The sequence below is a fragment of the Georgenia sp. X1117 genome, from assembly GCF_057784635.1.
In genome coordinates this window covers 3,078,352-3,095,847 of sequence record NZ_CM173492.1, presented here as the reverse complement: position 1 = coordinate 3,095,847, position 17,496 = coordinate 3,078,352, and the positions used below count along the sequence as shown (strand labels likewise).

15 protein-coding genes are annotated in these 17,496 nt (G+C 74.1%); 5 read left to right on the top strand and 10 right to left on the bottom strand.

What is annotated here, in order from left to right:
• The 3 genes from AC3D3D_RS14330 to uxaC are packed head-to-tail and all read right to left on the bottom strand — an operon-like array spanning nucleotide 1 to nucleotide 4,330.
• A complete protein-coding gene (locus AC3D3D_RS14330) occupies nucleotides 1-1,515 on the bottom strand; it encodes a gluconokinase (protein WP_463663268.1) in 1,515 nt (504 codons plus the stop codon).
• Between the two features lie 5 nt (nucleotides 1,516-1,520).
• On the bottom strand, nucleotides 1,521-2,900 hold the full coding sequence (locus AC3D3D_RS14325; RefSeq protein ID WP_463663267.1) for a mannitol dehydrogenase family protein: 1,380 nt from the start codon (nucleotides 2,898-2,900) through the stop codon (nucleotides 1,521-1,523).
• The gene (uxaC, locus tag AC3D3D_RS14320; RefSeq protein WP_463663266.1) at nucleotides 2,897-4,330 is read right to left on the bottom strand and encodes a glucuronate isomerase; all 1,434 of its coding nucleotides are present in this window, start codon (nucleotides 4,328-4,330) and stop codon (nucleotides 2,897-2,899) included. The genes AC3D3D_RS14325 and uxaC overlap by 4 nt, the downstream gene beginning before the upstream one ends.
• A 97-nt stretch (nucleotides 4,331-4,427) precedes the next feature.
• On the opposite strand from uxaC, the gene AC3D3D_RS14315 reads away from it, so the two are divergent.
• Nucleotides 4,428-5,744, top strand: coding sequence for a nickel-dependent putative hexonate epimerase (locus AC3D3D_RS14315; RefSeq protein WP_463663265.1), 1,317 nt, complete (start codon nucleotides 4,428-4,430; stop codon nucleotides 5,742-5,744).
• Nucleotides 5,745-5,994: 250 nt separating this feature from the next.
• Nucleotides 5,995-6,198 (top strand): hypothetical protein, encoded by a 204-nt coding sequence (locus AC3D3D_RS14310; RefSeq protein WP_463663264.1) that lies wholly within the window; start codon nucleotides 5,995-5,997, stop codon nucleotides 6,196-6,198.
• Between the two features lie 332 nt (nucleotides 6,199-6,530).
• On the opposite strand, the gene gndA is transcribed toward AC3D3D_RS14310, so the two are convergent.
• Both gndA and AC3D3D_RS14300 read right to left on the bottom strand, forming a co-directional pair.
• Nucleotides 6,531-7,982, bottom strand: coding sequence for an NADP-dependent phosphogluconate dehydrogenase (gndA, locus tag AC3D3D_RS14305; RefSeq protein ID WP_463663263.1), 1,452 nt, complete (start codon nucleotides 7,980-7,982; stop codon nucleotides 6,531-6,533).
• Nucleotides 7,983-8,129: 147 nt separating this feature from the next.
• On the bottom strand, nucleotides 8,130-9,152 hold the full coding sequence (locus tag AC3D3D_RS14300) for a LacI family DNA-binding transcriptional regulator (RefSeq protein ID WP_463663262.1): 1,023 nt from the start codon (nucleotides 9,150-9,152) through the stop codon (nucleotides 8,130-8,132).
• Nucleotides 9,153-9,283: 131 nt separating this feature from the next.
• Between AC3D3D_RS14300 and larE the strand changes: the two genes are divergently transcribed.
• The 3 genes from larE to AC3D3D_RS14285 all read left to right on the top strand — a co-directional run bounded on the left by larE (nucleotide 9,284) and on the right by AC3D3D_RS14285 (nucleotide 12,153).
• A complete protein-coding gene (larE, locus tag AC3D3D_RS14295) occupies nucleotides 9,284-10,162 on the top strand; it encodes an ATP-dependent sacrificial sulfur transferase LarE (RefSeq protein ID WP_463663261.1) in 879 nt (292 codons plus the stop codon).
• Nucleotides 10,152-10,859: a nickel pincer cofactor biosynthesis protein LarB gene (gene larB, locus AC3D3D_RS14290; protein WP_463663260.1), complete on the top strand. Its 708-nt coding sequence runs from the start codon at nucleotides 10,152-10,154 to the stop codon at nucleotides 10,857-10,859. The genes larE and larB overlap by 11 nt, the downstream gene beginning before the upstream one ends.
• 232 nt (nucleotides 10,860-11,091) lie before the next feature.
• Nucleotides 11,092-12,153 (top strand): glutathione S-transferase family protein, encoded by a 1,062-nt coding sequence (locus AC3D3D_RS14285; RefSeq protein WP_463663259.1) that lies wholly within the window; start codon nucleotides 11,092-11,094, stop codon nucleotides 12,151-12,153.
• A gap of 48 nt (nucleotides 12,154-12,201) precedes the next feature.
• Here the strand turns inward: AC3D3D_RS14285 and AC3D3D_RS14280 are convergent, their stop codons facing one another.
• The 5 genes from AC3D3D_RS14280 to dhaK form a co-directional block, all read right to left on the bottom strand.
• Nucleotides 12,202-14,199 carry a hypothetical protein gene (locus AC3D3D_RS14280; RefSeq protein ID WP_463663258.1) on the bottom strand — a complete coding sequence of 666 codons (1,998 nt, stop codon included), beginning with the start codon at nucleotides 14,197-14,199 and terminating at the stop codon, nucleotides 12,202-12,204.
• 75 nt (nucleotides 14,200-14,274) lie between these two features.
• Entirely contained in the window at nucleotides 14,275-15,045 is a 771-nt protein-coding gene (locus tag AC3D3D_RS14275) for an HAD-IIB family hydrolase (RefSeq protein WP_463663257.1), read from the bottom strand.
• A 10-nt stretch (nucleotides 15,046-15,055) separates the two neighbouring features.
• Nucleotides 15,056-15,790, bottom strand: a complete 735-nt coding sequence (gene dhaM / locus AC3D3D_RS14270) for a dihydroxyacetone kinase phosphoryl donor subunit DhaM (RefSeq protein ID WP_463663256.1) — start codon at nucleotides 15,788-15,790, stop codon at nucleotides 15,056-15,058.
• Nucleotides 15,790-16,428: a dihydroxyacetone kinase subunit DhaL gene (dhaL, locus tag AC3D3D_RS14265; protein WP_463663255.1), complete on the bottom strand. Its 639-nt coding sequence runs from the start codon at nucleotides 16,426-16,428 to the stop codon at nucleotides 15,790-15,792. Before dhaL ends, dhaM begins: the two co-directional genes overlap by 1 nt.
• A 49-nt stretch (nucleotides 16,429-16,477) precedes the next feature.
• Nucleotides 16,478-17,470: a dihydroxyacetone kinase subunit DhaK gene (gene dhaK / locus AC3D3D_RS14260; protein WP_463663254.1), complete on the bottom strand. Its 993-nt coding sequence runs from the start codon at nucleotides 17,468-17,470 to the stop codon at nucleotides 16,478-16,480.
• Between the last annotated feature and the right edge of the window lie 26 nt (nucleotides 17,471-17,496).

Genomic DNA, 17,496 nt, shown 5'->3' with positions numbered 1-17,496 from the left:
TCAGCCCGCGGGCGCGGACTGGTCCTCGAGGTGGGCGCGCAGCTCGTCGTAGGCGCGCAGCAGCGTGCGCGAGCGGCCCCGCAGCTCGGCGTAGGTGCGCCGGTCCGCGTCGGTCACGGGCACCGGGGCGACCTCGATGGCCGGCGGCGTGACCTGGGCCAGGCCCTCCTCGAGGGTGTCCACCGCGCCGGTGGCCAGCATCGCCAGCACCACCGAGCCCAGCGCCGACCCCTCGGAGTCGTCGGTGGGTACGAGCCGGCGCCCGAGCGTGGCCGCCATGACCGTCCGCCACAGATCGGAGCGGAACACCCCGCCGGTGCACCGCACCTCGTCGACCGGCGAGACCTGGTCGAGGAGGTCGACGAGCCCCGCCATCTGCAGGCACACGCCCTCCATAGCCGCCCGCATGAAGTGCTCGCGGCCGTGGCCGTGCCGCACCCCGAGGAAGGAGCCGGTGAGGTCGGGGTCCCACAGCGGGGCGCGCTCCCCGAGCAGGAAGGGCAGCATGACCAGCCCCTCGCTGCCGGCCGGGGCGCGTGCCGCCAGGGCGAGCGCCTCGGCGTCGCGGGCGGTGCCGTCGGCGTTCGGGAGGAAGGTCTCCGCCGCCCAGCGCATGACCACTCCCCCGTTGCTGATCGCCCCGCCGACCACCCAGGCGTCGTCGGTCAGCGCGTAGCAGAACAGCCGGCCGCCGGGGTCGGTGGCCGGTGCCGGCACCACGGTGCGCACCGCCCCGCTCGTGCCGATCGACATACCCGCCACGCCGGGCGCGACCGCGCCGGTGCCGAGGTTGCCCAGCGGGCCGTCGGTGGCCCCGACGTTGACCGGCGTACCGGCCGGCAGACCGGTGCGCGCGGCGACCTCCGGCGCCAGCTCGAGCACCGCCGTGGTGGGCAGCACCTCGGGCAGCTGCTCGCGCCGCACCCCGGCGAGGTCCAGGCTGTCCGGGGACCATGTGCGCGTGGAGAGGTCGAGCAGGCCCGAGGCCGACGCGGTGGACAGCTCGGTGACCAGGCGGCCGGTCAGGTGCAGCAGCACGAGGTCCTTGAGCCCGACCCACCAGCGGGCCCCGCGCAGGGCGGCGCGGTCGTGGCGGTCGAACCACATGAGCTTGGTCAGCGGGCTCATCGGGTGCACGGGGGTGCCGGAGCGGCGCAGCAGCTCGGCGGCCCGCCCCTCGGCGCGCAGCTCGGCCGCCTCGGCGTGGGCGCGGGTGTCCGCCCAGGTGATGATGTCGGTGACGGGCCGCAGGTCCGCATCCAGCCCGACCAGCCCGTGCATCGCCGAGCCGACGCCGAGCACGTCGACGCCGCGCCCCTCGAGCGCGGCCGCGACCTCGGCGAGGGCCTCGTCGACGGCGGCGAGCACCGTGGCCGGGGACTGCACCTGCTCGCGCGGCCCGGGCGCGCGCAGCCGGTACTCCCGGGTGGCGGCCGCGCGCCAGGTCGAGCCAGGCTCGGCGGCGACGACCTTCGTCGTCGTCGTCCCGACGTCGAGCCCGAGGACCGCCCCCATCGGTCTCAGTCCTCCTCGGCGCCGGTGAGCGCGCGCAGCTCGTCGGTGAGCGCGTCGACGAGTTCGGTGTCCTCGCCCAGGTCGGGGCACAGCTCGGCGAGCACGGCGGCCACGGCCTCCTCGGGCGTCCCGGCGGCCAGGCCCTGCCAGCGCTCGCCCTGGACGTCGTTGACGGGCACGCCGTGGCCGCGCAGGTGCGCGATCCAGGCGGCCACCGCGACGACGGCACCGCCGGGCAGGCGGCCGGCCGTGCGGGCGGCGCGCAGCACGGGGACGTGCCGCACGGGCAGCTTCTGCGAGCCGTCGGCGGCGATGCGGGCCAGCCGGTCGCGCATGCGGGGGTTCGCGAAGCGCTCGGCGAGCGCCGAGCGGTAGGCGGCCACGTCGTCGTCGGGGACGTCGAGGACGGGGGCGGCGTCGTCCCACAGCTCCTCGACGCGGGCGCGCACGCGCTCGTCGGCGAACGCCGAGTCGACGGTCTCGTGCCCGAGCAGCGGGCCGAGGTAGGCCATGAGCGAGTGCGCCCCGTTGAGCAGGAGGAGCTTGCGCCGCTCGTAGGGCTCGACGTCGTCGACGATCGTCGCCCCGGCGTCCTCCCAGCGCGGGCGCCCGGCGGGGAAGCGGCCGGCGATCACCCACTCGCTGAACGGCTCGGTCGTCACCGGGGAGGCGTCGCGCACGCCGAGCTCCCGCTCGACGGTCGCGGCGTCATCCGCGGTGGCGGCCGGGGTGATGCGGTCGACCATCGACGAGGCGAAGTCGACGTCGGTGTCCAGGCGGCGCTGGAGCTTGGCGTCGACGGCACCGGCCATGTCGCGGACCACGCGCTCGAGGACCTCCCCGTTGGCGGAGAGGTTGTCGCAGGACAGGAGCGTGATCGGTCCGGCGCCGGCCGCGTGGCGGGCGAGCAGCCCGGCCACGAGGCGGCCGGGCGTGGTGGTCACCGGGGCCGTGGGGTCGGCGCGCAGGGCCCGGATGTCGGCGTCGACGTCCTCGCGGGCGAGGTCGAGCCCGCCGTCGTCGCCGCGCAGGTAGCCGCCCTCGGTCACGGTGAGGGTGACCACCGCGACGGCGGGGTCGCGCATGTGGTCCAGCCACGCCTCGTGCTCGTCGGCGGCGTGGACGGCGCTGACCGAGGAGACGACCTCGATCTCGTCGGCCTCGGGGCCCCGTGTGAGCAGGGCGTACAGCCCGCCCTGGGGCGCGAGCTCCTCGGCGGCCCGGGCGCTGCGGCCGGTGAACGCGGCGTAGCCCCAGTCGGCGGCGTCGGGGCTGTGGTGGGTGTACCAGGCCTGGTGGGCGCGGAAGAAGTTGCCGAGCCCGACGTGCAGGAGCCGCACGGGAGGCGGCGGGGTGGCGGCGTCGCGGGTCAGTCGTGCGCTCACAGCCCGAACACCTGCTTCGGGATGGTGGCGACGAGGTCGTGGGCGGTGGCGATCGCCTCGTCCTCGGTCAGCCGGTGGGTGCCGACGAGCTCGGCGAGGTAGGCGGCGTCGAGGCGGCGCGACATGTCGTGCCGGGTGGGGATCGACAGGAAGGCCCGGGTGTCGTCGATGAAGCCGGACGTCCGGTAGAAGCCGGCGGTCTCGGTCACGGCACCGCGGAAGCGGCGAATCGCCTCGGGGGCGTCGATGAACCACCACGGCACACCCACGTACATCGACCGGTAGTACCCGGCCAGCGGCGCCAGCTCGCGGGAGTAGATCGTCTCGTCCATGGTGAACACGACGAGCCGGAAGTTCTCGTGGTTGCCGAAGCGGCCCAGCAGCGGGCGCAGGGCGTCGGTGGCCTCGACGGCCAGCGGGATGTCCGAGCCGACGTCGTGGCCGTAGCTCTCGAGGTTGAGCGGGTCGTGGTCGCGGCGCACGGCCGGGTGCAGCGTCATCACGAGCCCGTCCTCGGTAGCCATCCGGGCGGTCTCGCTCATCATGTGGCGGCGGAAGGCGGTGGCCTCCTCGGCGGTGACCTCCCCGCGCAGGGCGGCGGTGTAGATGCGCTCGGCCTCGCTGCGGCCGATCGGCTCGGTGCCCAGGTCGAGGTGGGAGTGGTCCGAGGACACCGCGCCGTGCTCCTTGAAGTAGCGGCGGCGGGTCTCGATGGCCTCGACGTACCCGGCGTAGTCGCCGGTGTCGACGTCTGCCGCCTCCCCGAGCGACCGCGCGAGGCCCGCCCAGCCGGGCCGGGCGAGCTCGAGGAACCGGTCGGGGCGGAAGGTCGGCACGACGCGGCCGGTGAAGGTGGGGTCCTCGGCCAGGGTGCGGTGGGCGGACAGGTCGTCCAGCGGGTCGTCGGTGGTGGCCAGCACCTCGATGCCGAAGCGGTCGAACAGGGCGCGCGGGCGGAACTCGGGGGTGGCGAGGGCCTCGGCGACCTGGTCGTACAGGGCGTCGGCGGTGCGCGCCGAGGGGGCCTCGGTGATGCCGAAGACCTCCGCGAAGGTGGTGTCGAACCAGTACTTCACCGGGGTGCCCCGGAAGAGGTGGTACCGCTCGCACAGGATCCGCCAGGCCTTGCGGGCCGCGGCCTCGTCGAGCTCGAGGGGGCCGTCGGGGCCGCGCCCCAGGTCGCTGAGCTCGACCCCGTCGGCGTGCAGCAGGCGCAGCACGTAGTGGTCGGGGACGATGAGCAGCGAGGCCGGGTCGGGGAACGGTGCGTCGTCGACGAGCCACTGCGGCGGGACGTGGCTGTGCGGTGAGATGATGGGCAGGTCCTTGGTGCCCGCGTAGATCCGACGCGCCACGTCGCGCAGCTCGGGCTGCGCGGGCAGGAGCCGGTCGGGGTGCACGTCGAGGGGTGCGGTGGCGTCGTCGCTCATGACGACATGGTCCCCAGGGCACCCGAGGAGGGCAACAACGTTGCCAACCCTTGCCAACCACTGGATCTTCAGGGCCTGTTCACGCCACCCTTCTGCCATGACGTGGTTCAGCGAAGAAGCCCGGTTCATCTCCCGCGAGCGCATCGAGCAGCTGTGCGACCAGATGCTCGAGGAGGCCCGTGAGCGCCTCGGCATCGCCGCCTACCGGCGCGTGCTGCTGCTGCCGCCCGACCTCACCCGCGCGCACTCCGGCACCGGCTGGATGACCGAGTACCTCTACCAGCGCCTCGACGAGGCCGGCGCCGAGGTGCACGTCATCCCCACCCTCGGCCAGCACGTCCCGCACACCGAGGAGGAGAACCGGTGGATGTTCGGGTCGATCCCCGAGGAGCGGATCCACGCCCACGACTGGAAGGGCGGGGTGACCAACGTCGGCACCGTGCCCGCGGAGTTCGTCCGTGAGGCCACCGGCGGGGCGGTCGACTGGGAGATGCCGGTCGACCTCAACACCATGCTGGTCACCGAGCAGTGGGACCTCGTCGTCAACGTCGGCCACGTGGTGCCCCACGAGGTGCTCGGGTTCGCCAACCACAACAAGAACTACTTCATCGGGCTGGGCGGCAAGCGGCTGCTGGGCGCCTCGCACATGGCCTCGGCCGTCTACGGCATCGAGAACAACCTCGGCAACCTGCTCACCCCGGTGCGCGCCTGCTTCAACTACGCCGAGGAGCACTTCCTCGCCGACCTGCCCGACGTCTACCTGCAGGTCGTCATGGACTACGACGACGACGGCGCGCTGCGCCACACCGGGGTCTACGTCGGCGACGACCTGGAGACCTACCTCGACGCCGCACGTGCCTCGCGGGAGCAGAACATCACCGTCTTCGACGAGCCGGTGGACAAGATCGTCGCCGTCATGCAGGCCGACGAGTTCCGGGCCACGTGGGTCGCCAACAAGGCCGTGTACCGCACGCGGATGGCCATCGCCGACGGCGGGGAGCTGCTCGTCATCGCGCCGGGCGTGGAGCGGTTCGGCGAGCAGCCCGAGGTCGACGCCCTCATCCGGAAGTACGGCTACATCTCGCAGGACGAGGCGGTGCGGCTCTACCAGGACCAGGCCGACATGCAGGACATCCCGCACGGCACCGCGCACCTCCCCCACGGCTCGTCCGAGGGGCGGTTCACCATCACCTACGCGCCGGGGCACCTCACCCGCGAGGAGATCGAGGGGGTCGGGTATGAGTACATGGACGTCGAGGAGGCGCTGCGGCGCTACGACCCGGCGGTGATGAAGGACGGCTGGAACACCATGCCCGACGGCGAGCGCGTCTTTTTCATCTCCACGCCGTCCGCCGGCCTGTGGTCCACGCGCGAGAAGCTCGAGCAGCGCGCCACCCACGAGCGCCACTCCTGACCCGCACCGCCTGCCCGTACCTGCCAACACCCCAATCCACGAGTATTGCAACCACCCCCTGGACCCGCCCGCTTTCCTGCCTGGCGAGTGAGCGGTTTCCTGCTCGACCCGGCGAGAAGCCGCTCGCTCCTCGTGGGTGCGGTTCGCCGTCGGATCCTCCGTATCGTGTCGAAGACCAGGTCGCTGCCTCGATGTACCTGTCGACGGGCCGAGAGGCGGCCCACGAGCAGGAGGTCCGACCATGAAGTAGGTGATCCTCATCCACTCCAACCCCGAGCCCTGGGGCCACCCGACCGGCGACCACCTGGCCGCCAACCAGGCACTGCCCGCCGAGCAGAGGGCCCAGATGGACGCCGACTTCGAGGCACTGCTCGGTGAGCGGCAGGACAGGGGCAAGCTCCTCGGCGGCGAGGCGCTCGGCGACCCGGCGTCCTCGCGCCTGTACCGCTGGTAGGACGGCGCTCCGACCCGTGCGCTCGACGGTCAGCCTAGGGGCTCTGACCTGGGCGAACACGACGAACCCCGCCGCACCACGGGTGCGACGGGGTTCCTCGGTCGGCCGTCTCGAGCCGGCGCGCGAGCTACGCCGGGAGGGCACGAGGTCGGCGACGGCGGACCGAGCGTCCGGTTCGCGACCGCACCGTCCGGATATCTCCGACCGTGCAGGGACGACGAAGGCCGTCGTCGGCCGCCGCGGGAGGCGGCGGACACACGGAGCGACCCGGCCGACCGTCCCGCCCCGATCGGTCCCGGGCGGAACGGACGCGGTCGCTCAGCCCTGGGCGGTCAGCTCTGCCGGGTCTCGCTGCGGTCGCCGGACCACTCGGTGTGGAAGACGCCCTCGCGGTCGGTGCGGTGGTAGGTGTGCGCGCCGAAGAAGTCGCGCTGGCCCTGCACGAGAGCGGCGGGCAGCCGCTCGGCGCGCACCGTGTCGTAGTAGGCCAGGGCCGCGGAGAAGCCGGGCACCGGCACGCCGCCGAGCGCGCCGTGCGCCACGGCCGCGCGCCACCCGTCCTGGCTCTCCGCCAGCCCGGCGGCCACGGAGGGGGCCTCGAGCAGGGTGGTGAGGTTGCCGGCGGCGTACTCCGAGCGAATCCGCTCGAGCAGCTTGGCGCGGATGATGCAGCCGCCACGCCAGATCTTGGCGACCTCGGCGATGTCGATGTCCCAGCCGAACTCCTCCGAGGCGGTGCGGATCTGGTCCAGGCCCTGGGCGTAGGCCACGACCTTCGCCGACCACAGGGCCTGACGGACATGCTCGACGAAGGCCTCGCGCTCCTGCGCGGGGACGGCGGTGCGCTCCGGTCCGGTCAGCGCCTTCTGCGCGGCCGCGCGCAGCGGGGCGTGCCCGGAGGTCGATCGGGCGAAGACCGACTCGGCGATGGTGTTGACCGGCACGCCCAGCTCAAGGGCGATCTGCACGGTCCAGCGACCGGTGCCCTTCTGGCCGGCGGCGTCGGCGACGACGTCGACGAAGGGGGCGCCGGTGGCGGCGTCGACGTGGCCGAGGACCTCGGCGGTGATCTCGATGAGGTAGGAGTCCAGGTCACCGGTGTTCCAGGTGCGGAAGACCTCGGCGATCTCGCCGGGCTCCATGCCGGCCGAACGGAGCAGGTCGTAGGCCTCGGCGATGAACTGCATGTCGGCGTACTCGATGCCGTTGTGGACCATCTTGACGAAGTGGCCGGCACCGTCGGGGCCGATGTGCACGCAGCACGGCTCCCCGTCGACCTTGGCGGAGATCGCCTCGAGGATCGGGCCGAGCGTGACGTAGGACTCCGCCGGGCCGCCGGGCATGATGCTGGGGCCGTTGAGCGCGCCCTCCTCGCCGCCGGAGATGCCGGCGCCGACGAAGTGCAGGCCGACCTCGCGCAGCGCTGCCTCGCGGCGGCGGGTGTCGGCGTAGTGCGCGTTGCCGCCGTCGACGACGATGTCACCCTCCTCGAGGAGGGGGACCAGGGAGTCGATGACCGCGTCCGTGCCGGCACCGGCCTGGACCATGATGATCATCTTCCGCGGCCGCTCGAGGCTGGCCACGAACTCCTCGAGGGTGGTCGAGGGCAGGAAGGTCCCGTCGGAGCTGTGCTCGGCGACCAGGGCCTCGGTCTTCGCCGTCGTGCGGTTGTAGAGGGCCACGGCGAAGCCGTTGCGCGCGAGGTTGCGGGCCAGGTTGCTGCCCATGACGGCGAGCCCGATCACCCCGATCTGGGCCAGGTCGGTGGACTTCTCGTTCGGCATGCGTAGGTCCCTTCATCGACTGCCGGGTGACGTTCCTGTGCCAAGTATGGGCAATCGGTGGCGCGGGTGTGACGGGTGGCCACCTGTTGCCACGTACCGGTCGCCACCCGGCGACCGGTGGGCGACCCCTCGCCGGACGACGAGCCGTCAGGCCCGCGGGCGCCGCGGCGCCGCCGGACCGGTCGACGCCCGGCGCACGAGCCGCACCGGCAGCAGCACGGGCCGCTCCGGCGGCCGGGCCCCGCGCACGATCGCCAGCAGGTTGCCGACCGCCGTCGAGCCCTGCAGGGCCAGCGGGGAGGCCACCGAGGTCAGCGCCGGGGTGGCGAGCGCCCCGGTGCGGCTGTTGTCGAAACCCACCACGCTGACGTCGCCGGGCACCGAGAGCCCGCGGGCGCGCAGACCTCGCACGAAGCCGATCGCCATGATGTCGTTGAAGGCCACGGCCGCCGTCATGGGCGTGCGGATCCACCGTCCGGCGGCGAACTCGCCGCCGCTGACGGTCGGCTCGTTGGGGCCGACGCGGCGCACCTTGAGCGCGAGCTCCTCCCCCGCCTCCTGCAGACCGCGCCACCGCACGCCGTCGGCCCAGGACGCCTCCGGCCCGCCGATGTAGGCCACCTCGCGGTGCCCGAGCTCGCCGAGGTGCTCGGCGACCCGACGCACGCCCCGCGCACCGTCGGTGAGCACGCTCGGCAGCCCGCTGACCACCCGGTTGAGCACGACCACCGGCCGCTGCTTGGCCAGCTTGAGCAGCCCCGAGTCCGACATCCGGGGGCTGGCCAGGATGAGGCCCTCGACGAAGTCGAGGAACTTCTCCGCCGCTCCGCGCTCCCTCGACTCCTCCTCGCGCGCGTCGAAGAGCAGCAGCGTGTAGCCGGCGTCCTGCGCGGCCGCCTCCGCGCCATGGAAGACGTCGACGAACAGCGGGTTGCCGATGTCGGCGACCACCATCGCCAACAGCTTGCTCGGCACGTTTCCCAGCGCGGGAGCCACCACGGACCGCCGGTAGCCGATCTCGGCGGCGACCTGACGGACACGCTCGGCCGTCTCCGCACTGACCCGCCCCGGGCGGGCCAGTGCCCTCGACACCGTCGACGGCGACACGCCGGCCGCCTTGGCGACGTCGTAGATCGTGGGGATCCGGGGCGCCTGCTCCTGGGGTCCCATGGCCCCACGCTACCGGTAGCGTCGACGGCAACCCGTGGCAACGAGCACCCGGTCCGCCGCGTCACGACGCACGATGGGCCACAGGTGACCGGTCGACGAGGGCCGCGCACAACCTGCGAGGGAGAGTCCAGATGACCAGTGGAACGACGACGCGAGCGGTCCCGGTGGACCTGGCCACACCCGGGCAGGTCGAGCGGGCCGCCGCCCGGGTCACCGGGCTGCTCGCCGGGCACGCGCCGCTCGGCGTGGCCTACTCCGGCGGGGTGGACTCCGCGACGCTGCTCGCCCTCGCGGTGCGCGCCCTGGGAGCCGACGACGTCGTGGCCATCCTCGGGGTCTCTCCTTCCCTGGCGCGCGACGAACGGGCGGCCGCACACGCCACCGCGGCCCAGATCGGGGCGCGGGTCGTCGAGATCGAGACCCACGAGGGCGACTCCCCCGCCTACCGCGCCAACGGCCCCGACCGGTGCTTCCACTGCAAGGACGAGTTGTTCACCCGGATCGACGATCACCTCGTCGCCGAGCTGGGTCTGGCGGCGGTCGCCTACGGCGAGAACGCCGACGACGCGCTGCGCCCCGACCGGCCCGGCGCCCGCGCTGCGACCGACCACCGCGTGCTGCGCCCCCTGGCCGAGGCCGCGATGACCAAGGCGACGGTCCGTGCCGTCGCCCGCGACCTCGGCCTCGCCGTGGCCGACAAGCCGGCCGCCCCATGCTTGGCCTCGCGGATCCCGCACTTCGAGGAGGTCACCCCGACCAAGCTCGGCCAGGTCGACACCGCCGAGAGCGCCCTGCGCTCCCTCGGCTTCGGCGACTGCCGCGTGCGCCACCACGGAGAGGTCGCCCGCATCGAGCTCCCCGCCGAGGACATCGTGCGCGCGGCCGGGCTGGCCGAGCAGGTCCACGCCGCGATCACCGCCGCGGGCTTCCGGTTCGCCGCGCTCGACCTGCGCGGCATCCAGTCCGGCGCCTTCACCCTCCCCCTCGTCGAGGCCTCTCGTGCCCGGTGAGCCGCAGGCGGGCACCGGACCGCGGGACGAGTGGCGGCCGGGCCCCGAGCTCGAGGCCCTCGCCCACCTCGACCACGACCGAACCACCCGGCGCGGCTACCCCGAGGCCGTCCTGTGCGGGCCGAAGACCCCGGAGCAGGTCGGCGCGATCGCCGCCGAGGTCGGCCGCGCCGGCGCCCCCACCCTGTTCACCCGCGCCGGGCGCGAGCACGCCCGCGCCGTGCTCGACGCACTGCCCGTCGCCGCCCACCACGAACAGGCGGGCCTGCTGGCCTGGCCGCCCGATCCCCCCCAGCCGGCCGGCGGGACGGTCGTCGTGCTCAGCGCCGGCACCTCGGACCTGCCGGTCGCCCTCGAGGCCCGGCTGACGGCCCGGTACCTCGGCCGCCCCACCGAGCTGGTCGTCGACGTCGGTGTGGCGGGCCTGCACCGGGTGCTCGGTCGTCTCGAGCTGCTCCGCTCGGCCGCCGCGATCGTCGTGGCGGCCGGCATGGACGGGGCGCTGCCCAGCGTCGTCGCCGGGCTCGTGTCCTGCCCCGTCGTCGCCGTGCCGACCTCCGTCGGCTACGGCGCGGCCTTCGGCGGCGTCGCCGCGCTGCTGGCCATGCTCAACGCCTGCTCCCCCGGGGTCGCCGTCGTCAACATCGACAACGGGTACGGTGCCGGGCACCTGGCCGCGCAGATCGCGGCCCGTTAGCTCGACGTCCGGATCGCCCAACCCGCCACCTACCACCGCTCCTGTCGACTGCCCGACCCCCACCCCACGTGACGGCGACTCGTGGCACCAACGTCCCCAGGTTGCCTGGACTCCGGAAGAGTGGCGGGTACCAGAAACAGTGGCGATGAATCGTCCCAGGGAGGTTGCCGGCAGCGGTGGTGCAGCGCCGTCGCGGCTGGTCGACGGCCGCGCGGCCTGGAAGCATCGGCCCATGGACGAGTCAGGCACCGACCAACAGCGCGACGAGCACTCCACCGGAGGCGTGTACTCCGTCAAGGGCAAGGAGTTCTCCCGCGACACGAACTACATCTCCACCCGCATCGTCGCGGACCCCGAGCCGGGCTCGGGCGACTTCCCCGTCGAGCCGGGCCGCTACCGGCTCGTCGCCGCGCGCGCCTGCCCCTGGGCCAACCGGGCCGTCATCGTGCGGCGCCTCCTCGGCCTCGAGGGCGTCATCTCGCTCGGCCAGCCCGGCCCCACCCACGACGCCGACTCGTGGACCTTCGACCTCGACCCCGGCGGCGTCGACCCGGTGCTCGGCATCCCCCGCCTCAAGGACGCCTACCTCCGCCGCGACCCCGACTACCCGCGCGGCATCACCGTCCCGGCGATGGTCGACGAGACCACCGGCGCGGTGGTGACCAACGACTTCGCCACCCTCACCCTCGACCTGTCCACCGAGTGGACCGCGTTGCACCGCGAGGGTGCGCCCGAGCTCTACCCCGAGCACCTGCGCGAGGAGATCGACGCCGTCGCCCGCCGCGTGTACACCGAGGTCAACAACGGCGTGTACCGGGCCGGGTTCGCCGGCAGCCAGCAGGCCTACGACGACGCCTACGACCGGCTGTGGACCGCGCTGGACTGGCTGGAGGACCGGCTGACCGAGCAGCGCTTCCTCGTCGGCGACACGATCACCGAGGCCGACGTCCGCCTGTTCACCACCCTGGCGCGGTTCGACGCCGTCTACCACGGGCACTTCAAGTGCAACCGCAACCTGCTGCGCGAGATGCCGGCGCTCTGGGGCTACGCGCGCGACCTCTTCCAGACCCCGGGCTTCGGCGACACGATCGACTTCGTGCAGATCAAGGAGCACTACTACGTGGTGCACTCGGACATCAACCCGTCCGGCATCGTGCCGAAGGGTCCGGACCTGTGGAGCTGGCTGACGCCGCACGGCCGCGAGGCGCTCGGCGGTCGCCCGTTCGGCGACGGCACTCCCCCGGGGCCGGTGGCCGCGGGCGAGGAGGTCACGGAGGGGCACGGCGCGGTCTGAGCCACTCCTCGCGGGCGGGCGGTGGCCTCCCGGTGGTGGGCCGCGCGGCTACTGATAGGTGATGAGGTCCGGCACCGGGTCGACCGCCATCGTGCCGGCGGGGTCGAGCATCGGCGTGTCCTCGTCGTAGAAGTTCTTCCAGCCCCACGCGGTCACCGACGGCGCGTTGGCCAGCAGCGTCCGCCAGGTCGCCTGCTTGTCGCCCTGCCCGCCCTGGCCGTCGGCGTGGATGAGCACGCGCACCTCGTCGCGGGACTGGTCGACGTCGTCCACGCCCGGGATCATCCGCACCTGGAACATGTGCAGCACGAGCATCTTCTGCGGCAGGGAGTGCTCGGCCGTGAGGTCGGCGAGGTAGGTGACGACCTCGTTGACCTCCTCGACCGGGACCTGCCCGATCTGGGTGAGGTGGACCTGGTCCTCGGCCAGCCGCCACTCGGGGTCGAGCGCGAGACCGACGTGCGGCTCGAGCAGCAGCTCCTCGTAGATCTGCGCCTGGCTGACGAAGTCGGAGCGGCCGGGCTGGAGGTCGAGGATGACGTACATGCCGTGCTCGGCGGCCAGATCCACGAGCGGCCGGATCCGTTCGACGGGTGCCTCGTTGGAGTAGTTGCCGTCGTCGCCCGGCGCGCCCGAGGCGACGGTGGCGATGATCTCCAGCGTCGGCACGACGGTCGTGTCCGTCAGCCCCTCGTACTCGGCGGCGATCGACTCGGCGCGCGCGACCGTGTCCTCCGGTCCCTGCTCACCGAGCACGCCCAGCGCCGGTGAGTCGGGGCTGCCGTACATGGCCACGTAGGTGGCGCCGGCCTGCTCGCCGTCGGCCTCGGGCAGGACGAGCTGCCCGCCGGCCGGGAGCTGGGCGCCCGTCGTGGCGGAGGAGACGCGGCTGGTCAGCTGGTCGGCGTCGCCGAGATCGGGCGAGAGCCCGACGACGACGAGGCCGGCCTCGGCGCTCCCGGCGCCGTCGGAGGAGGACTCCTCGTCCGCGCCGTCGGTGGCGGCCCCGCTGTCCGGACCGTCGGTGGCTGTCTCGTCCGCCACGAGGCCGAGGTCGGTCGCGAGGCGGTGGACGGCCTCGACGCCCGCGGCGCTCGCGCGCGGGTCTCCCCCGCTCGCGACGACGACGGTCGCCCCCGCCGCGCGGGCCGTCGCCCCGGGCGCGAGCTCGTCGGGCGTGCCGCCGCCGAGCGCGAGGGTCGACGACGCCGCCGGATCCGGCGTGCCGGTCTCCGGCAGCTCGGTGACGACCTCGTGCCCGCCGGTGTCCGCCGGGCCGTCGCTCGGGCTCATGCCGTCCGGGTAGCTCGTGCCGCCCGGATCGCCCGGATCGCCCGCGCCGGCGTCCTGCGAGGACGACTCGGCGGGGTCGGCCCCGCCGGTCCCGGCCTCGGCAGCCCCTGCGTCGCCGGTCCCGGGCTCGGCGGAGGCCGATTCGTCGGCCTCGCCGCCGGCCGCGTCGTCGGTCTCGCCCACGTCCCCGACGACGAGCCCCTCACCCCCGGAGGTCACCGCCGCCAGCGCGTCGCCGCCGTCGGTCTGCGCGAGCTGGACCCCGCCCAGGAGGCCGGCCAGCTCGTCGGCGTCGGCGGGCGCGGCGACCTCGGCCTCGACGTCGGCTGGCACGCTCACCGCGCCGACGGCCACGACGGTGCCCGCACCGAGGCGTTCGAGCTCGTCGGCCTCCGCGGCGTCGTCGCCGTCGACGATGACCGGGACGCCGAGATGCACCCCGGCCGAGGCCGCCTCGACGGCCCGAGGTCCGCCGTCGGGCGCGAGGACGACCACCGGGGAGGAGTCGAAGAAGGTCTGCGAGGCCGCCACCGAGCGGGCGGTCCCCTCCCCCTCGAGCACCAGCGAGGAGGTGGGCGCGATGCTCGAGGGCGCGTCGCCGCCGCCCTCCGGTGCCTCGCTCCCGTCGCCGGTCCCTCCGGTGTCCGGTTCGTCGCTCGCGGTGCCGCAGGCGGCCAGGGCGAGCGTCGCGGCCAGTGCGGCGGCTGCGGCGCGGCGGGTGATGCGGTGGGTCGTGCGGACGGTGCTGGTCATGCCACCCCTCCCGGTCGAGGACCCTCCACGGTAGGTGGTCGGGCGGCCGGCGTCGCGCGGGGAGGGGTGTAGCGCTCAGGCCTCGGTCGCCCGCGCGGCGTCGATCTCCTCGACGATGCCGCCGACCAGGGCGGCGGTCTCCTCCCAGCCGGCCACCGCGCGGCAGGCCACCCCCATGTCGAGGACGGGCCGGTCGTTGCCGCCCTCGTCGAGGCGGTCGCCGACGAAAAGCATGTCTGCCATGTCGATCCCCGTCTGCTCGGCGAGCCGGCGCATGCCGTAGGCCTTGTCGATGCCCGGGGCCGTGATGTCCACCGAGGTCGAGCCGCCCGAGCGCACCTCGAGGCCCGGCAGGTCGGCGGCCACCGCGGCGCGCAGGCGCTCCTTCTTCTGCGCCGTCGGGTCCCAGGCCTTCTTCGCGTCCACGGGAGCCTGCTGCCCCAGGGCCGAGAACGTCACCTGGGTGCCGCGGTCCTCGATGATCTCGCCCCAGGTCTCGCTCTCCCACAGGCCGAGCTCGCGGGCCCGCCGCTCGAGGGAGGCGGCCGCCGCCGCACGGTCCTCGGCGGAGAGCTCGTGGGCGTAGGACTGGACGAGCTCGCCGCCGACGACCCGCAGGTACCGGGTCCCGCAGGTGGGCATGAGGTGCAGGTCGGCGAGGTCGAGGCCCGTCATGCGCTCGACGACCTGGGTGCGGAACTGCCCGACGTCGCCGCCGGAGATCACGCACACGGGCACCCGGGCGAGCAGCCCGCCCAGGGCCGCGACGACCTCGTCGGGCAGCGGCTGCTTGGAGGGGGCCAGGGTGTCGTCGAGGTCGAAGGCGACGAGTGCAGGGACGGTCACGGCCTCGTGCTCAGCCCTTCGCCGCGGCGATCTCGGCCACCACGGCGGCGACCGCCTCGGCGGCGTCGGCGCCGGACGCCTCGACGGTCAGCTCGGAGCCGGCACCAAAGTTCTTCGCCATGAGCGCCAGCACGCTGCGCGCGTCGACGCCGTTGATCGTCACCGCCGCCGTGAATCCCGCCGCGACGCCGGCGACCTTCGCCGCCGGTCGGGCGTGCAGACCCATGGGGTCGTCGATGACGACCGTGCGCCGCTCGCTCGGCCCACCCTGGCCGGCCCCGGTCTCCGCCGGGGCGGCCTCGGCCTCGTCGCCCCGGACCGGGACCGCGGTCCCGACCGGCTCGACGGCGGCCTCGGCGAGGTTGCGCGCGGCCCCGGTGACGGCCGCGGCGACGTCCTCGAGACCGTCGCCGCCCTGGGCCGCGACCGCGGCCGCGACGACGCCCTCCACGAGCGGCCCCTCGGCGTGCCGGACGGGCTCGTCGTCGTGCAGCTCGAGCACGGAGTCGATCGTCATCGCCGCGGAGCCGAGGTCGGCCACGAGCACGACCCCGTCGACCCCGTCCTCGGCGAGCAGGCCGGTCAGGGCGGCCTCGACACCGTCGAAGCTGGTGCCGATGCGCCCGTCCTCGGTGCCGCCGACGCCCTCGATGCGCACGTCGGCGGCCATCTGGCCGGCGAGCTCGACGAGCCCGGCGGCGAGCCGGGCGGAGTGGGAGACGACGAGGATCGCGACCCTGCCCATCAGGACCCCTGGGAGGTGGCCGCGTCGGCGGCGGCTCGGAGGATGAGCGCGGTGGAGCGGGCGCCGGGGTCCATGTGCCCGGCCGAACGCTCGCCCAGGTAGGAGGCGCGCCCCTTGGTGGCCACGAGCTCGACCGTGGCCTCGGCCCCCTCCTGCGCGGCGGTGGCGGCGGCCTCGAGCGCGGCGGTGGCGTCCCCGCCGTCGTCGGCGACCTTCCGTGCGGCCTCGACCGCCGGGGTGAGGGCGTCGACCATGGTCTTCTCCCCCGGCGTGGCCCGGCCACGCGCGGTGACGCCCTCGACGGCGGCCTGCAGGAAGGCGGCCACGCCCGCGGCGTCGACCTCCTCACCGATCTGCTTGGAGCCGCGGAGGAACGCGGTGCCGTACAGCGGGCCGGCCGCCCCGCCGACGACCGACATCAGCGTGCTGGCCACCCCCTTGAGGACCTCGGGGACGGTGGTCGGCGGCGTGGCCTCGAAGCGCGGGGCGATCGCCGAGAACCCACGGTCGAGGTTCTCGCCGTGGTCGGCGTCGCCGATGGCCCGGTCGAGGTCGATGAGCTCGATGCGGTGCTCGGCGATGGTCGCCGCCGCCCTGCTCACCCAGTCCAGCGCCCAGCTCGTACCCAGCGTGCTCATGGTGCTCCTTGTCCGATCGGTTCTCGCGTGCGGGGGGCTCCGGGCCCGCTCAGCCCTGCGTCCAGGCCGCGCTGCGGGCCGGGGCGTCGTACAGGCCGAGCAGCTCGTCGTCGAGCCGGAGGACGGTGACGGAGGCGCCCGCCATGTCCAGGCTGGTCACGAGGCTGCCCACCTTCGAGCGGGCGACCTCGACGCCGGCCGCCTCGAGGCGCGCGCGGGCGCGACCGTAGATGAGGTAGAGCTCGGAGTCCGGGGTGGCGCCCATGCCGTTGACGAGCAGGACGACCTTCTCGCCGCCGGTCAGGCCCAGGTCCTCCACGACCGGGTCGAGAAGCTGGTCGGTGAGCTCGTCGGAGGTGGTCATGGGGATGCGGCGGCGGCCCGGCTCGCCGTGGATGCCGATGCCGATCTCAACCTCGTCCTCGCCCAGGTCGAAGGAATGCTCACCGGTGCTCGGCGAGACCGGGGAGTCCAGGGCCAGGCCCATCGAGCGGACGTTGTCGGCGGCGCGCTGGGCGAGTGCGGTGACGGTGGCGAGGTCGTCGCCGCGGGCCGCGGAGGCCCCGGCGATCTTCTCCACGAGGATCGTGCCGGCGACCCCGCGTCGCCCGGCGGTGTAGAGGGAGTCCTCGACGGCGACGTCGTCGTTGACCAGGACGGTGGCGATCTCCACGTCGTCGGCCAGCTCGGCGGCGGTCTCGAAGTTGAGCACGTCGCCGGTGTAGTTCTTGACGATGTGCAGCACCCCGGCGCCGGAGTCGACGGCCCGGCTGGCGGCCTCGATGGGGTCCGGCGAGGGCGAGGTGAACACGGGGCCGGGAACGGCGGCGTCGAGAAGACCCTCACCGACGAAACCGGCGTGCATGGGCTCGTGGCCCGAGCCGCCGCCGGAGATGACACCGACCCGGCCGGCGACCGGGGCGTCGCGGCGCACCACGTACAGCGGGTCCGCGTTGACGGTGAGGATGTCCGAGTGGGCGAGGCCGAAGGCCTGGACGGACTCGTCGACGAAGCTGGCGGGGTCGTTGAGGAACTTCTTCATGGCATCTCCCTCGATGGCTGGTGGCA

Coding starts and splice junctions, on each gene's coding strand:
- AC3D3D_RS14330 (WP_463663268.1), bottom strand. CDS start 1,515: ATGGGGGCGGTCCTCGGGCTCGACGTCGGGACGACGACGACGAAGGTC.
- uxaC (WP_463663266.1), bottom strand. CDS start 4,330: ATGAGCGACGACGCCACCGCACCCCTCGACGTGCACCCCGACCGGCTC.
- AC3D3D_RS14315 (WP_463663265.1), top strand. CDS start 4,428: ATGACGTGGTTCAGCGAAGAAGCCCGGTTCATCTCCCGCGAGCGCATC.
- gndA (WP_463663263.1), bottom strand. CDS start 7,982: ATGCCGAACGAGAAGTCCACCGACCTGGCCCAGATCGGGGTGATCGGG.
- AC3D3D_RS14300 (WP_463663262.1), bottom strand. CDS start 9,152: ATGGGACCCCAGGAGCAGGCGCCCCGGATCCCCACGATCTACGACGTC.
- larE (WP_463663261.1), top strand. CDS start 9,284: ATGACCAGTGGAACGACGACGCGAGCGGTCCCGGTGGACCTGGCCACA.
- AC3D3D_RS14285 (WP_463663259.1), top strand. CDS start 11,092: ATGGACGAGTCAGGCACCGACCAACAGCGCGACGAGCACTCCACCGGA.
- AC3D3D_RS14280 (WP_463663258.1), bottom strand. CDS start 14,199: ATGACCAGCACCGTCCGCACGACCCACCGCATCACCCGCCGCGCCGCA.
- dhaM (WP_463663256.1), bottom strand. CDS start 15,790: ATGGGCAGGGTCGCGATCCTCGTCGTCTCCCACTCCGCCCGGCTCGCC.
- dhaL (WP_463663255.1), bottom strand. CDS start 16,428: ATGAGCACGCTGGGTACGAGCTGGGCGCTGGACTGGGTGAGCAGGGCG.
- dhaK (WP_463663254.1), bottom strand. CDS start 17,470: ATGAAGAAGTTCCTCAACGACCCCGCCAGCTTCGTCGACGAGTCCGTC.